General features: G+C 36.8%; 12 protein-coding genes. 2 read left to right on the top strand and 10 right to left on the bottom strand.

Features of this window, described 5'->3' with window-relative positions; translation table 11 throughout:
- Nucleotides 1-240: 240 nt before the first annotated feature.
- From SAGCYANO_RS38685 to SAGCYANO_RS38670, 5 genes are all read right to left on the bottom strand, one after another.
- Nucleotides 241-1,395: a homocysteine biosynthesis protein gene (locus SAGCYANO_RS38685; RefSeq protein ID WP_202224881.1), complete on the bottom strand. Its 1,155-nt coding sequence runs from the start codon at nucleotides 1,393-1,395 to the stop codon at nucleotides 241-243.
- A 201-nt stretch (nucleotides 1,396-1,596) separates the two neighbouring features.
- Complete coding sequence (locus SAGCYANO_RS38680; protein WP_202224880.1) at nucleotides 1,597-2,781, bottom strand: AI-2E family transporter; 1,185 nt, start codon at nucleotides 2,779-2,781, stop codon at nucleotides 1,597-1,599.
- Between the two features lie 1,144 nt (nucleotides 2,782-3,925).
- Nucleotides 3,926-4,051: a hypothetical protein gene (locus SAGCYANO_RS48575; protein WP_255502869.1), complete on the bottom strand. Its 126-nt coding sequence runs from the start codon at nucleotides 4,049-4,051 to the stop codon at nucleotides 3,926-3,928.
- Nucleotides 4,052-4,104: 53 nt separating this feature from the next.
- Entirely contained in the window at nucleotides 4,105-5,406 is a 1,302-nt protein-coding gene (locus tag SAGCYANO_RS38675; RefSeq protein WP_202224879.1) for an APC family permease, read from the bottom strand.
- Nucleotides 5,407-5,709: 303 nt separating this feature from the next.
- A complete protein-coding gene (locus SAGCYANO_RS38670; protein ID WP_202224878.1) occupies nucleotides 5,710-7,137 on the bottom strand; it encodes a TldD/PmbA family protein in 1,428 nt (475 codons plus the stop codon).
- An 877-nt stretch (nucleotides 7,138-8,014) separates the two neighbouring features.
- On the opposite strand from SAGCYANO_RS38670, the gene SAGCYANO_RS46695 reads away from it, so the two are divergent.
- Nucleotides 8,015-8,794 carry a hypothetical protein gene (locus SAGCYANO_RS46695; RefSeq protein WP_237397107.1) on the top strand — a complete coding sequence of 260 codons (780 nt, stop codon included), beginning with the start codon at nucleotides 8,015-8,017 and terminating at the stop codon, nucleotides 8,792-8,794.
- A 59-nt stretch (nucleotides 8,795-8,853) separates the two neighbouring features.
- The gene (locus SAGCYANO_RS46690) at nucleotides 8,854-9,708 is read left to right on the top strand and encodes a sensor histidine kinase KdpD (RefSeq protein ID WP_237397106.1); all 855 of its coding nucleotides are present in this window, start codon (nucleotides 8,854-8,856) and stop codon (nucleotides 9,706-9,708) included.
- 178 nt (nucleotides 9,709-9,886) lie between these two features.
- Here SAGCYANO_RS46690 and SAGCYANO_RS38660 read toward each other — a convergent pair whose 3' ends face one another.
- The 5 genes from SAGCYANO_RS38660 to SAGCYANO_RS38640 form a co-directional block, all read right to left on the bottom strand.
- Complete coding sequence (locus SAGCYANO_RS38660; RefSeq protein ID WP_202224877.1) at nucleotides 9,887-10,051, bottom strand: hypothetical protein; 165 nt, start codon at nucleotides 10,049-10,051, stop codon at nucleotides 9,887-9,889.
- A 22-nt stretch (nucleotides 10,052-10,073) separates the two neighbouring features.
- Nucleotides 10,074-10,592, bottom strand: coding sequence for a transposase (locus SAGCYANO_RS38655; RefSeq protein ID WP_202224876.1), 519 nt, complete (start codon nucleotides 10,590-10,592; stop codon nucleotides 10,074-10,076).
- 109 nt (nucleotides 10,593-10,701) lie between these two features.
- Nucleotides 10,702-11,007 carry a hypothetical protein gene (locus SAGCYANO_RS38650; protein ID WP_202224875.1) on the bottom strand — a complete coding sequence of 102 codons (306 nt, stop codon included), beginning with the start codon at nucleotides 11,005-11,007 and terminating at the stop codon, nucleotides 10,702-10,704.
- Nucleotides 11,008-11,867: 860 nt separating this feature from the next.
- Nucleotides 11,868-12,437: an ADP-ribosyltransferase gene (locus SAGCYANO_RS38645; protein WP_202224874.1), complete on the bottom strand. Its 570-nt coding sequence runs from the start codon at nucleotides 12,435-12,437 to the stop codon at nucleotides 11,868-11,870.
- 737 nt (nucleotides 12,438-13,174) lie between these two features.
- Nucleotides 13,175-14,455 carry an FGGY-family carbohydrate kinase gene (locus SAGCYANO_RS38640; protein ID WP_202224873.1) on the bottom strand — a complete coding sequence of 427 codons (1,281 nt, stop codon included), beginning with the start codon at nucleotides 14,453-14,455 and terminating at the stop codon, nucleotides 13,175-13,177.
- Nucleotides 14,456-14,704 lie beyond the last annotated feature (249 nt).

The raw sequence follows: 14,704 nt of genomic DNA, 5'->3' as shown, positions 1-14,704 counted from the left end.
CGCACAGTAGGCGCCGCGTAGGAAACCTCGCCAATTAGCACTCGATGCATGACTTATACTTTTATGCTACGTTTTGTCGTGCGGAATGTAGGATTTATGCTTAATATTTCACTCCTGATCAAGGTAGTCGTTGACTATTCCCATCCAATTTTTCCAACAAACTCAGCCCTAAATCGTTTTTTCATTCTTGCTTCTCTCCTTCTTCCTTCTTACTTCTTCCTTCTTCCTTCTTGAACAAAACTAACTTTCTAGAAATGGTAAAAAAGTTCTATCCATAGGAATTGGAGCAACTGATTCAGTTAGAGTAAATTCTCCTGCTTCAATCCACTGTTTTAACTCTAAAGCAATTTGATGAGAAAGGAAAATACTGGCAAGAGGAGCGCATCTAACAAGTTTGCCCTCTATCTTTATACGACCAGACTTGAGTTGAGCATAGCTCACTAAGCCAAAAGTTGGACGCACTCGCCGGGGAATAGAAAAATCTACTACTGGTGCAACAATATCTTGGTCTTGAATAGTACAGTTAGCCACTACTTTTTCATTCAAAACAGGTAAAGGAATGCCCACACCCAACATAATTGAGGGACCATGATTTTTGAAATAGCAACCACGCACCCATTTAGATTGCATTTGTTTAGCATCTCCAATTAAGGCCAAAGTAGCAGCAGGTCCAATGGGAGTACGATTAGGTAAACGTTTTTGTAAAGGAAAGTGTTGGGTACCTTCCCAAGTTATATATCCAATACCGCCACCCAAAAATATACGAGTACCAAGACCAATTACTTGTAAGTCTGGGTCATTGAATAGTGGAGAAATAGCACCAGTATTAGAATAAACTGCATTACCTAAATTTGGCATCAGAGGGCCAAGATAAGTAAATAGAGGGCGATCGCCACCGTTCACACCAACTATAAAATTTTGATATAGATTTCGTGGATTGAATAAATAAAACTGGTTAATTGTTTCACGGGTGATTGTAGCTTCAAAGGTAGCTCTGGGATAACAATCTGTTACTTGACCAATGGCCCTAAGATGGACAGGTTTACCTGCAATTAGGTCTTCAATTACATGACCACCACCTCTTTCTTTAGATTCTTCACTATCTTCAGGTATTTGAGTAGCGCCAAGATATAAATCTACAGCCCCAAAGCCCGAATAAGCAGGGATGCCATCCAACCAGCAGGAGCGAATTTTAATTGGTGGGTCAGTATGTCCTAGATTAATGATGGCTCCAGAGGACTCCATTGGCTCAAAAGTCCCGGTGGTAATTACATCAACTTCTTTTGCTACTTGGGTAACACTGGTTTCAGCAACTCTAGTTTTTACTTCTGTTACTGTGGATACAACGGCTTTTTTGTTGATAATTTTGTCGTTAATTTCAGCAATTGTTCTCATAGGGAGTAGGGAATAGGGAATAGGGAATAGGGAATAGCGGTGGGACCCCGCGACGACTTTAGTCGCAAGCGGTCAGACCCCGCGTCGCCGTCAGCTCGCTTGCGGAATGCTGACCAAGAGAGGGAAAGCGCACCAAGAGAGAAAAGAAGAAAAACAACTGTTCCTCAGTAACTTGAGAAACGCTATACAAGGTACAAAGTATTAATTTTCTTCTTCTGAACTAGAACGAGTTACATCTTTTATACTTTTATCTTCTACTATCTCTACTTCAGAATCAATTTTATCTTCTACCTCGTTACGATCAACCTCAGAATATTCAGAGATAGCATCTACAGTATTTGTTTTGTCTAAAAAATTTTCAACTTGCCAATTATCGAGAATATCTTTAATTAATAACTCTTGAATCCAGACTTGAGTAATAATTGTTAAAGGTAAAGCAAGTAAAAGTCCTGAAAATCCAAAAAAGCTAGCAAAAAATACTTGAGAAATTAATGTAATAGCAGGCAACAAAGAAACTTGTTTCGCCATCACATAAGGAGTCAAAATATTACCCTCAATTTGTTGAATCAGAATGTAAATCAACAAAACTAAACCAGATTTTAAAGGAGAATCTATCAAAGCGATCGCCATCGGCGGAATTACACTAAGAGTGGGTCCAATATTTGGCATTAAAGTTAGTAACCCTGCCAAAACAGCTTGAGCTGAAGCAAGAGGAATCTGCAATATAGATAGACAAATAAAACTTAGTAAAGCAATTACACTCATATTAATTAAAGTACCAATTACCCACCCTCCTAATGCTATTTCACAATGGTTTAAAATTAGGTTTACTCGTTGTCGGTAAAAATTGGGAAATAATCGTATAAATGCTTGACGGTAGGGACTAGGATTTACCAACATCATTATGGTTAAAACCAGAATTAGTAGTAAACTCAGAAATATTCCGAAAGTATTACCAACAAATTCTCCAGCATTATTAATTAGTTGATTAAATATAGGTTGTAGTTGAGTAACAACTTCATTAATATCAATGTTTGGTAATTGCTCTCTAAGTTGAATAGGTAATTGTTCTTTGAGTATATTTAACCAATCATTTAATTTATTAATACCCAAGGGAACAATAGTTATTAACTGTTGAAACTGCTCCGCTAAGGGTGGAACAATTACCCAGAAAAAAGTCACAATTATGAGTATAAATAGACTGACCGAGATTAATACAGTTAGGGGTCTATTTATTCTGAAACGTTGTAGCCATCTAGCCAGTTTATTGAGAGTAGTAGCAATTACCACTGCGGTAAATACTAGCAGTAATAATTGACGGATTTGCCACAATATATATATGGAAGCAAGGATGGCGAATAGCCCAACCCAATTACCTAGATTCACAGGAATTATAATTAAAGTATGGATTTTAAATATGTAGGTTAATGTATTCTATCTTAACTTTGTGTAATATTTAATTACGATTTACGCCTTGATTCAAGGGAATACTTTACTCAAATTAAAAGTAAGCATTTCCTGCGGAATACTGCGCAAACAGCAGTCAGCATTCAGCTGGCCTCCTATGGTCGGAACTGCGGACTTCAGCTTCATTCCCTTGAATTGTATGAGTTAAAAACTCAAAACAAGTCTTTCTTGTGCTTAAATTTATAGGTAAAAAATGTAGTATAAGTTAAACCTATTTTTATTTCATTCATTAAAAAGCTGATAGGTGACCGCTAATAGCTGAATGCTTACAATTAAAATATCAATACTATATTTATTATTTATGATGAGATTCATCAGCCCTAAGACAGACTTTGCTTTCAGGAAAAATTAAATGGATATGATATTGCGTCTAATGCGGAAGAGTTTTGGATAAATTCCTGAAACAATTTTAAATCAGATACAAAAATTGTCTATTGAAAATTTAGAAACCTTAGGAGAATTGATTGGGAATTGGGAAAATTTAGATGATTTATTAACTTGTTTAAAACAAAATAAATGAGGGGCGATCGCTTATGTATCAATACAGTTGAATTAAATAATTTTTGGGTAAATATGTAGTAGGTAAAAACCCATATTTAAGTTATTTTTCAGATAAACTTTTATCTTAATCTCAACTGTATTTGCTTATGAATTAGCTGCCTTCATCAAACAAAAATATCCCATTTTTTAGTCTGTAGTTTACCCATAACTAGAGCAAACGTTGATGGTCAGATGAGCTAGTAGAATGAAGTAGACAAAGAAACAACGACAAATCCTTATTAAACGGATAATATATAACTTAAGAAAGCCTCAACCAAATGAATGGCTTTAATGGCTGTTTTTAGGTCTGAATTTATCTTTTTAGTCCATGAAGCATCTCCTATAAAGTATTTTAATTGCTCTTATTATTCGTAACATTCTTTTTTGACGCTTGGTATTATAGGCGATCGGGTTGTGCAGAGCGTAAAGTGTGGGATAAGTTAAGTTGGGCTTGCGAATCTAATCTAAAAGCACTGATATATAAAGGTTGAGCGCATTTTGGTCGCGAAGGGGGTGCAAATATTTAAGCTTCTTGGAGCAAAAAGTTAGGAAAAGATACAGGTAGAATTATTCCTCCTACTTTCTCAGCTCTCCCCACACGAACCACACTTCCCACCCTCCCCACACGAACCACACTTTCTTGACGCACAACCGGCGATCGCTCATAGATTATCGTAGGTTTCTAACAACGGAAAATTAAAGCTATTCGTTAATTAATCTATGAATTAAACTATGCCAAATTAAACCAACAAGAATTAACCCTAAACCTACTAACCAAATTTGCTGTTCTACCCAAAAAGCTAGAAACAAACAAGCAGTTAAACCTACCCAACCTAACCACTTAGGATAAAGTCTTTCTTCTGGAGAAAGTTTCAGAGCAGCAAAATTAGTAATAGCATAATAAATCAGAACATTAAAAGCGCTAAAAGACCAAGTAGTTTTCACATCACCAATTAAAACTAAAAAAGCGATCGCTACTCCCACTACTATCACAGCTATATAAGGAGTAGTTTGCTCACTATTCAATCTAGCAACAACTCTCGGTACATCTCGCCGACGCCCCATTGCTAACAAAACTCGCGACAAACCCAAAATTAAATTTAACAACACTCCCAACATTGCCGTCACAGCACCAATAGCAATTAACTTCGGAATCACAGGAACACCTAAACCTCCTACTTTAGCAATAACTTCCAGAGGAGCAGCTAAACTAACATCTGCTGTAGATAATTTATTAATCACTTCCTGACCAACTACCACAGTAACCACAGCGATCGATATATATAACAGACAGGTGACGAGCATCGTTAGGGCGATCGCTCTGGGAATAGTACGTCGTGGTTCCTTTACCTCCTCCCCCAAAGTTGCAATACGACCGTAACCAGTATAAGCAACAAACATTAAAGCAGCAGCTTGAAGTAAAGATGCTATAGGTTTATCCCCAGGAAAAAAAGGCGTTAAATTTTCCCCACCAGACGATACTACTTGAGGCACCCCTGCCAAGATAAACATAATTAGAGAAAATAACGTAATCGAAACAATAATAATATTAGTAAAATTAGAACGACGAATTCCGCTTAACACAACTATTGTTAATACAACCACAGCAGTTAAAGCAGTCAAAACCAACCAAGTTTGATTATTCACACCAAAAGCATTCAGCAAATAACCAGCAAAACCCAAAGCAGCAGTAGCAGCAGAAGCACTTTTCGCCAACAGGAACATCCATCCAGCGATGAAACCCAACCAATGATTCAGATATTTATAACCATATTCATAAGTACCGCCACTCACAGGATGGTTTGCTGCTAACTGGGCGCTGTTGAGACCATTACAGATAGCAACAATAGCAGCGATCGCCACTGCAATAATTACCGATGGACCAGAAATACTAGCAGCAATACCAATGCTGACAAATACTCCCGTACCCACAATTGAACCTAAACCCATGAGGGTAGCGCCGAACACACCAATTTCTCGTCGAAGTAGAGGCGGAGAAGTCATTTCAGTTATCAGTTATCAGTTATCAGTTATCAGTTATATCATGTCCGGTTGAACAGTTAAACTACTCAGGAGTCAGAATCCAGAATTTCCTACGGAATGCTCCGCAAACAAGAGGGAAGAAAGAAAAAGAGAACAGAGAAAGTTTTTTTACCACGCTATTATCCGGACATGATATAACTTCTAACTTCTAACTTATGACTTCTGAATTTTGACTTTTGATAACTACTGCTCCCTCTTCCTTCTAACTTATAACTTCTAACTTCTAACTTCTAACTTCTAACTTCTAACTTCTAACTTTTGACTTCACGAAGCATCTCCACCAACAACAACATTCTGAATACGCAAACTCGGTCCGCCACAACCAACAGGCAAACCATCTTGCCCACCTTTACCACAACCCCCAGACTCATCCCAAAAAAAATCATCGCCGATCGCCTCAATATCAGCCAAAGTCTCAAACACATTTCCAGAAAGAGTCACATCCCGCACTGGTTCGGCTAACTTACCATTTCTAATCATCCAAGCTTCCCCAGCACTAAAAGTAAACATTTCCCCATTAGTCATCCCACCCAACCAGTTGCGAGCATAAACTCCCTCCTTAATATCTGAAAATAAATCTGAAGTAGGAGTATTTCCTGGTGCTATCCAAGTATTAGTCATCCTGACTATAGGTGGATAATGATAATCAAGACAACGTGCATTACCCGTCGGTGCTTCTCCCAATTTTCCTGCAGTCTCCCGCGAGTGTAAACGTCCTACCAAAACACCATCTTGAATCAACTGGGTAGTAGTTGCTGGAGTACCTTCATCATCATATATATAACTACCTCGATGCACTTCTTCTTGTTCTACATTATTTAGCAAGGGTGAAATCTTAGCACCATCAAATATTTGTAAATTTTCTGGACCAAACCTCCGACCAATTGTCATCACTTCCAATAGATCGGGATTTTCGTAGACCATATCTGCTTCCGAGAGATGACCAAAAGCTTCGTGAACAAATAGACCTGTGAGAATTGGGTCAATAACTACAGTATAGGTATTACCTTGAACAATGGGCAAAGCTAGAGAATTCACAGCTCTTTCCGCAGCACTCCGAACATAATTATCTAAATTAGTTAAATCTTCATAAGCTTTGCGGGAGCCAGTAGTTTCCCTACCTGTTTGTACGGTTTCCCCATCTCTGGCAGTGGCAGCAAAACGTATTTCCATATCTACCCACGATTGTTCTAACATTGTGCCTTCGGAAGTAGCGAGAATTACTTTCTGGGTACTGTCCCCATAACGAACAGATACGGTGGTAATTCGACTATCGACACTCCGCAACACTTGGCCATAATGTTCGCATAGTTCTTTTTTGTTGGCCAAAGATATATGACGCGGGTCTGTACCTGTGAGATGAACTGCATGAGTTGCTTGAATTATGGGGATGGGAGCTAGAATTGTTTCTTCTTCTCCAATCAATTTGGCCACAGCGATCGCCTCTTCTATTCTGTCTTTCAAGGTTGAGAGTTGATTAAAGCTGGCAAAACCCCAACCTCCTCGGTAACAAGCTCGAACTTGACCACCTATGGAAAGACCTTCGCTTAGGGTTTCTATTTTGTTGCCTCGCAAGAGAATATCTGTTCCTTGAGATTCTTCTAGGCGAATGGCCAAATAATCCACTTGAGAACTATAATTAGCGAGCAAGTCGGATAATATATTTTTTGCGTCAGTCAGTAATACAGGCATCAGAGGTTTTGATAAGTAAAAAAAGATTGTAAAGGTTCTCAAAAGTCAAAAGTTAAAAGTCAAAAGTAATCTCTGACTTACTTTCAGAATTTAGTATTGTCCGCGCCCTAATTGCGTAGTGCTATATGACATCTATTGCTAGATATAAGGACTAAAAACTTTAACATTATATAGCAATCCTAAATAGGTTGCGACAAATCAAAAAGTAGATAAAAAAACTGAAACTCTTACCTGTTCCCTGTTCCCTGTTTCCTATTCCCTAAAAAGCAGTAAGATTTTTGACACGAATAAAATAGGATTGCTATAGTAATTTCAAATAATTATTTCAGATCGTCAGAAGTGAAATTATTTGTGAAATCTTTCAACTGAATTGATATTAGTTAAAGTTTTCTATCAATTCAACAATCAAATTATTGACTTTTTTCACAATAAGCGGAGATTGCGGTTATTTAGTTCGGTTCTACCAACAACTCTAATGGATTAATACCGATACCCTAAGTATTAAAGGTCTAATCCTGGTCGGGACAACTAATTAGGGAATGTTTCTATCAAGGAAGAGGATCGATTTTCCAATTAAATATTATCCAATTTTTGATTCTTGGGTGTATAGCAGAAGGAAGAAGGAAGAAGGAAGAAGAAAGAAGGAAAAAGGCAAAATCTTACGTTGTCTGAGTTTTAAGCTTTTGATCTGTCAAACACCTTTCCTTCGAGTGTTATAAAACTTAATACACAAAATTTAAGACAGAAGACAAGAAAAAATATTGACAATTTTGCTCTTTATTTTACTATTCTTTCTAGTAAAGTTAGTTAAAGTTTCTGTAGAAGTTTAAATTTATCAGTTAATAAATTAAGATTATTTATTTATATTATGGAAAAAATGGACAACTATAATTATATATTACCAACTGTAAGTGACATTTTTGCCCTAGAAATGTCAAGTGATGATTTGCCTACAAAAACAATGGAATTGGCAAAGGAAAATTCTCCTCCTTCTATGAAACAGAGAAATCAAGATTTGTATTTAAAGGCTCAAAAGGAATGGTATAGCGCGATCGCTACTGTCAATCAATTATTAGAAAATTCATCAAAAACATTAGACGAACGAGATTTTAACAATCAAGAGATTACAAAAACTATTTATTCATTAAATGAGAGAGATTCTAGTGGCAATTCAAAAGAGTCTACTCCTAATTCATTTTTTTCTCATGCCAAATCATATCGTGGATTAGTATTATCTAGTCCTACTCCTATTTTAACAAATCCTGCTTTAACTACGAATTTTTATACTTCAGTTTTTACCAGTGAAATACAGGAAAATTTAGACTGGTCATTTATTTTTAGAAGACAAAGTTTGCCTCTATTACCAGGAGCAGATAGTATAAATTCCTTTTCTGATTTTATACCAATACTACCTTTATCAACTAAAGACCCAATTATAAATGAGCAGTTTTGTTTAGTCTTAACTGCTGAGTTTAGTTTGGTTATGGTCTTAGGAAAAAGCATAGATAATACACCAGCTTTTCTATTTTCTTTTGACCCAGAAGTAGTTGAAAGAGCATGGATTATTTTACGTCAACGAATAGTATTACTTACCAATTTTTATTCTAAAAATATCAATAAACATCAAAAATTATCGATCGATATTCTCAAAAATTAGCAATTTTAGACGGCATATTCGATAAAATTCCACCTCGCGAACCAGACTATAAAATAGTGATGAAATTTAGTCGTTTATTATTAGATAATTTACCAACTGTAGATGGTAAACATGAAAAATTAGAAGTCAATACTTATGACAAAAGTAAAAACAATCAGAAAACGACTTTATCACTAAAATCTACCATTGAAAATTTTCAATCTCCCGATGTAGAACTGTTACAAGCGATCGCCCATGAAGTCAAAACTCCTTTAGCAACAATTCAGACTTTAACTCGCCTATTATTAAAGCGTCCTAATCTCAATCAAGAAGTAATAAAAAAGCGTTTACAAATGATTGATGCTGAATGTACTTCCCAAATAGACCGCTTTAATCTAATTTTTAGAGCAGCAGAATTAGAAACTCAGCAACTCTTAAAAGAAAAACATTCATACCTACAATTAACAACTATTCCTCTAGCTCAAGTCTTTCAAAATAGTATACCTCGTTGGCAACAAAAGGCAGCTCAAAGAAATCATACTCTCAAAGTTATTTTACCTCCTAAAATGCCAACTGTTGTTAGTGACCCTGTTATGCTTGACCAAGTATTAGGAAATTTGATTGAAAATTTTTCCCGAAATTTACCTCCTGGCAGTCTTATGCAGGTGGAAGTAATGTTAGCTGGAAGTCAGTTAAAATTGCAGCTTAAATCTGATTCTAATATGAGTGGAAAAAGTCACTCACCTTTTACCAGTTGCACAAAAACACCATTTAAATCTATTGGTCCTTTATTAATGTTTCAACCAGAAACAGGTAATCTTAGTTTAAATTTAAAAGTGACTAAAAATCTTTTTCAAGCAATAGGGGGAAAATTGGTAGTGCGACAACGACCAACTAAAGGGGAAATTATGACTATTTTCTTGCCAGTTAAATAATCTGGAGTATAAGTTTGCGCCAAGTGGGGTTGCACCGTACGAAAAAAACTGTAGAAAAATGAAACAGCTTTTATCTTGATATTGGATTAACCAATACTGGCTGTACGGCACAGCTCACTATTCCCATCCTTCGGAATGCTGCGCAAACGGCAGTAAATACCTCTGGGAATTTCTTATCTTAAATTTGAAGACTGCCATTGATATCGGCATTAATTACTATACCAGTTCCACTCCTGAATAAACCACGTTTGACTCGTTTACCCCTATAAGTTTCATGTTTAACTGGTTGCTCTAGGTCAACGGCAGATGTTTTGCTTGTATAGCTTTCCTCTGTTTCAATCACCTTTATTCCTGCTAGCTGACATTTATAAGTAATTTGCTTGGGCTTTCTTATCATGTGGTATTTGGGTGAAATTTTGGTTGTTTTTTTTGCCTATATTTGCTCCTTGTTTCCAGTTATCATTTTTTCCTATGACTACAGTACCAATATTATTAGTTACTAAATAATTGACAACTAATTTGCTGGTGTTATGGAGATAATTCTCAACAAAACGGTTCCGACGATAACTCAATGCTTCTATCTTACGGCTGCTTTTTCTGTTGCCTTTGAGATGACTTTGGTACTTGGCTTTACGCTTGTTGTAAAGTTGATTGACGCTTTTTAGTGGCTTCCCGTTAACAAGCAGTGGTTTCACACCAGGCTTGTTTGTAGATAGAGCAACTAATCTGTCAATTCCTAAGTCTATTCCGGCTACATATGTTGAGTGTATTTGTGGCTGAAGTGTTTTTTCATAGACTACTTCAATTATATAGCAGTTAGTAGCAGGTACTATCCTGACTTCGATTACAGTTTCCACAACTACAGGTATTTTGATTTCACTCATTGATAAGTGACAAATACCATCTAAAAGAGGGGCTTTATAGACTGATTCCTTTGAATATATAACAACATTTCGACCTTGAGTTTTATTTTTATACTTTGGTATTTTTGGTTTACCTAAAAACTTCTCTGGATGTGCGCGACCATTCTTTTATAGCTTGAAAATAACCACGCCAAGTGGCAACCAAGCATTTTATTATTTGTTTTGATACTTTAGTTGGTAATGCTCTATAGGCATCGCTATCTTTGGTGGCGTGATACAGTTTAGTTAAATCCAGACTTTTTGAGCACTTGAAAAAATGCTGACGACAATGATAATTAGCCAGGTTGTACAAGTTTTTTGATTTAAAGGCTAACTCATCACACACCCGCCAATAGATATGTGTTCGGTTAATAATATGTCTGTCAACAAGTCGCATTCACTCACTATAATTCATCTTAAGTTTTGTACCTGCTTAATATTACAACACTTTTCTACTTTTAGCAACTACTTTCTACATTTTTAGTTCAACAGTTAATAACCCCTATTCCGGCGTTGCTGAACTAAGAGATGAATCTTTGCAGAAAAGTTAATCAATCTTTAATATTTCCTCTTTTTCTCAAACTATAATTTCAATGCACAAATATGTAACACCCTATTCCTGATCAAAATCATAAGGGTCGCGCAACCCCGCCTTTTAAGGCGCAATATTTTTGGAACCTTGCTTAAATCCCCGTTACAAAAATAACTTCTGTACGGGCGATTCGCGTAATTAGGGCTTGCTGATTAAATCTAAAAGTATTTACAGATAAAGGTTTTAGCCTTTTTTGGTTGAAAAAAAGTGCCTGGTTTTCAGCTCTTCACGCTCAAAAAGTTAGTATTTTAGGCGCATAGTTGGGCAGAAAAATCATTCTTACAAAACTTAGCTCCTACCTCCTCGCTCGTACCCATTTCTCCTGTCTTCCCCTCCCCTCCACGGTCGGGGTTAGGGGTGGGTTGTCTCCTGTCTCCCCTCCTGGGAGGGGTTAGGGTGGGTTGTCTCCTACCCTCACCCATAAGACTTTTTCAGCAAACCCTAATTAGGAGCATGACAAACGGAAATCGCTCCTACTGACTTCTGACTTCTGACTTCTGACTTCGTTAAGGGTCTGGTATTGGATCTATGTGCAATTAAACTGATTTGTGCAAACCCAAGGATGAATATCTACAGGAAATTTAAGTTTTTTTCAGGTTTTTCAGCCTTCTTCCCTCTTCCCTATTCCCTCTTCCTCTTCCTTCTTCCTTCTTCCTTATTTAAAGTTAATTATTCTCATAACTTTCTTCTGTAATAGAAATTTCTTCTAGGTCAACATAATTTATTTGTCCCACTCTAACTTCCTTGGGTACATTAGTTACCTCATATTTAGTACCTTTGGGAACTAAAACTTCGCTTTCACTATACATTGCAGAAAAATCACTAATAGACACTCCCGAATGATTGTGCTTTACCCGAATCACTACTTGGTAACAATGACCAGAATAAGTCTCAGCAATTTTTGGATCGGAAGTAAAACTGGTGAGCGAATCTAAAGTATAATCTCCATGGGGTTTTAACTGTTGAATAAAAGATTTTATTGATTTTTCACTAAAAGACATACCCCGATAAATATCACCATCATAAGCGGGCATTTTGTGCATAAATTTGTTAAGAATTTTAACATTTTCTTCGTTTTTTCCTTCTTTATCTGCCCTTCTAATTTTACGAAAATCTGTAGTAGTAAATCTTTCAAGTGCGGATAATGACTCTGCTGCTTCAATAGAATTCATTCCACTTAATTTAGCAACTTGAGCAACGAGTTTGTTGTTTTCGCAAAGTACAACATTGTTCATAAAGTTCACCTCAACTTGATACTTTTTATTATCTCCTAAAATTACTCAAAAAGTAACCTATTCATTTAGATAATTTTTGTCTTGTCCAGATTAGTGAGTTTGAAGCTTAAAATTGATCCTGACCCGATCTAGACAGCAATTTCTCAACAATTCTTCAAGAAAATTCAATAAGTATAAATAACTAATAAGCCTGAATAAAATGCTATAAATTCTAATTTATAGCAGGGAACAGGGAACAGGGAAAAGTGGGAAAATAATTTCTCTGTCTAAGATCGATCATCAACATCAGCCCTAACCAATTCGTTCTTTGTTATAATTTTTAATAAATAATCGATCCGAAAATATTGCAAGACCTTCCTCAAATATGAAGATAAATGATGGTCTTTTCTAGTCACTTTTGCCGACTTCTCTAGAATTTTGTACCTCCGGAAAGTTGCAAACTACTAGACATCTCCAATAATAAAAAATCAAATAGACATCTCCAGAAAAGAGGGAACAGGGAACACCGGAGCTGGGAACAGGGAACCCACCCCTCGCCCCTCCCCGACCGTGGAGGGGAAGAATTGATATTTTATGGATAATAATTGATTTTATTTTTGATTTTCACGCCTATGTCTAATCAATTATCGTAGATAAATCATCAATTATTTCCCCCTACTCCCTTTTTCCCCTCCTGGGAGGGGTTAGGGGTGGGTCCCTACTCCCTACTCCCTCTTTTCCGGAGAGGTCTGTAATATTTAGTCATGAGAAATAAACTGACGACTTCCTAAAATAGCACTACCATAGGCTGCATCTGTATAAACAGCTTTCGTCATAGGTACTTGTAAATACCGTCCTCGAATCGCTGTAAAAGTAGGATTTTTAGCACCGCCCCCAGCAGTATAGACATTTGTGAGTGTAGCTGCGCTTAATGCCTGCAACAATTCATAGCCTCGTAATTCAATTTTGGCAATACCTTCAAGCAAACCATGAAGAAACTTAACAGAATTTTCTGGTCTAGGGGTTAATTGTGGCATTAATTCTGGGTCATTGACCGGAAAGCGATCGCCCTTTTGTAGCAAGGGATAATAATTTAACTCACTTTGAACATTAGGGTCTATTTGACTACTCAAACTTGACAACTCAGCATCAGTAAAAAAATGTCGTAAAACAGCGCCTCCAGTATTAGAAGCACCACCGACCAACCACAAATCTCCCAGGCGATGACTATAAATTCCATATTTAGCATCATCAACTCTAGTACGACTCAACAGTTTTAACACCAGAGTCGAACCCAAAGAAGTTACTGCTTCTCCGGGAGTATTAGCACCACTAGCCATAAAAGCAGCAATACTATCTGTTGTACCGCCACAGACAACACATTCAGGAGATAGACCAAAACTATTAACAACTTCTGGAGTAACATTCCCAACTATTGCACCTGGTGTGACGACTTCTGGTAAAAGAATATTTCCCCCAACTTCAGAATTAACAAAATCAGTCAACCAGTTTGGGTAAGATAAATTGCCAACATCATAACCTAGTTTCAAAACATTGTTATAGTCACTAACTCCTAGTTTTCCATGGAGCAAAAACCCTAACCAGTCAGCTTGATGCAAAAAATAATAACTTTGATTTGACAGAGAAACATTTTCAATCAACCACAACAACTTTGCCAAACTAGAAGTAGCACTAATAACAGGATGATTAAGTGGAGCAATACTTTTCAACTTATCCATCATTGCCACTCCCCTACTGTCGTTGTAAAGAAGCGCTTCAGTCACTGGTTTACCATAACTATTGGACAATAGTACAGTTGCCGAAGTACCATCAATAGCGATCGCTTGAATATCTCCTCGCATTTCTTGAGGAATATCGGAAATTAGATTAAATAAAGCCGTTTGCCAAACATGAGGCAACTTATTTTCCTGAGTATTTTCCCAAACATACTGTGTTTGTGCTTTAAGTTGAAAGTTAGAGTCAATAAGCACTGCACGCGCTCCCGAAGTGCCAAAATCAAGCCCTAAGTATAAATTCATTTTCAATAAAAACTTGCTATAATCTAAACTAGAAGATTATATACAAAAACTAAGACGTTATAGTTTAGTACATACTCAATTCTCTGTAGCTATTAGGTTGAGCGGAAGCAATAATATCATGTCCGGTTGAACAGTTATAAATAAATAACGACGGAGGAGTCAGGAGGACCGAGTCAACCCACCCCTAACCCCTCCCAGGAGGGGGAGTCAGGAGGGAAGAAAGAAGAAGGAAGAAGGAAGAAGAAGAAG

The organism is Okeania sp. KiyG1 (assembly GCF_014132355.1).
Classification (GTDB): domain Bacteria; phylum Cyanobacteriota; class Cyanobacteriia; order Cyanobacteriales; family Microcoleaceae; genus Okeania.
The sequence above is the reverse complement of the archived record's forward strand: the minus strand, read 5'-3'. Positions and strand labels throughout refer to the sequence as shown.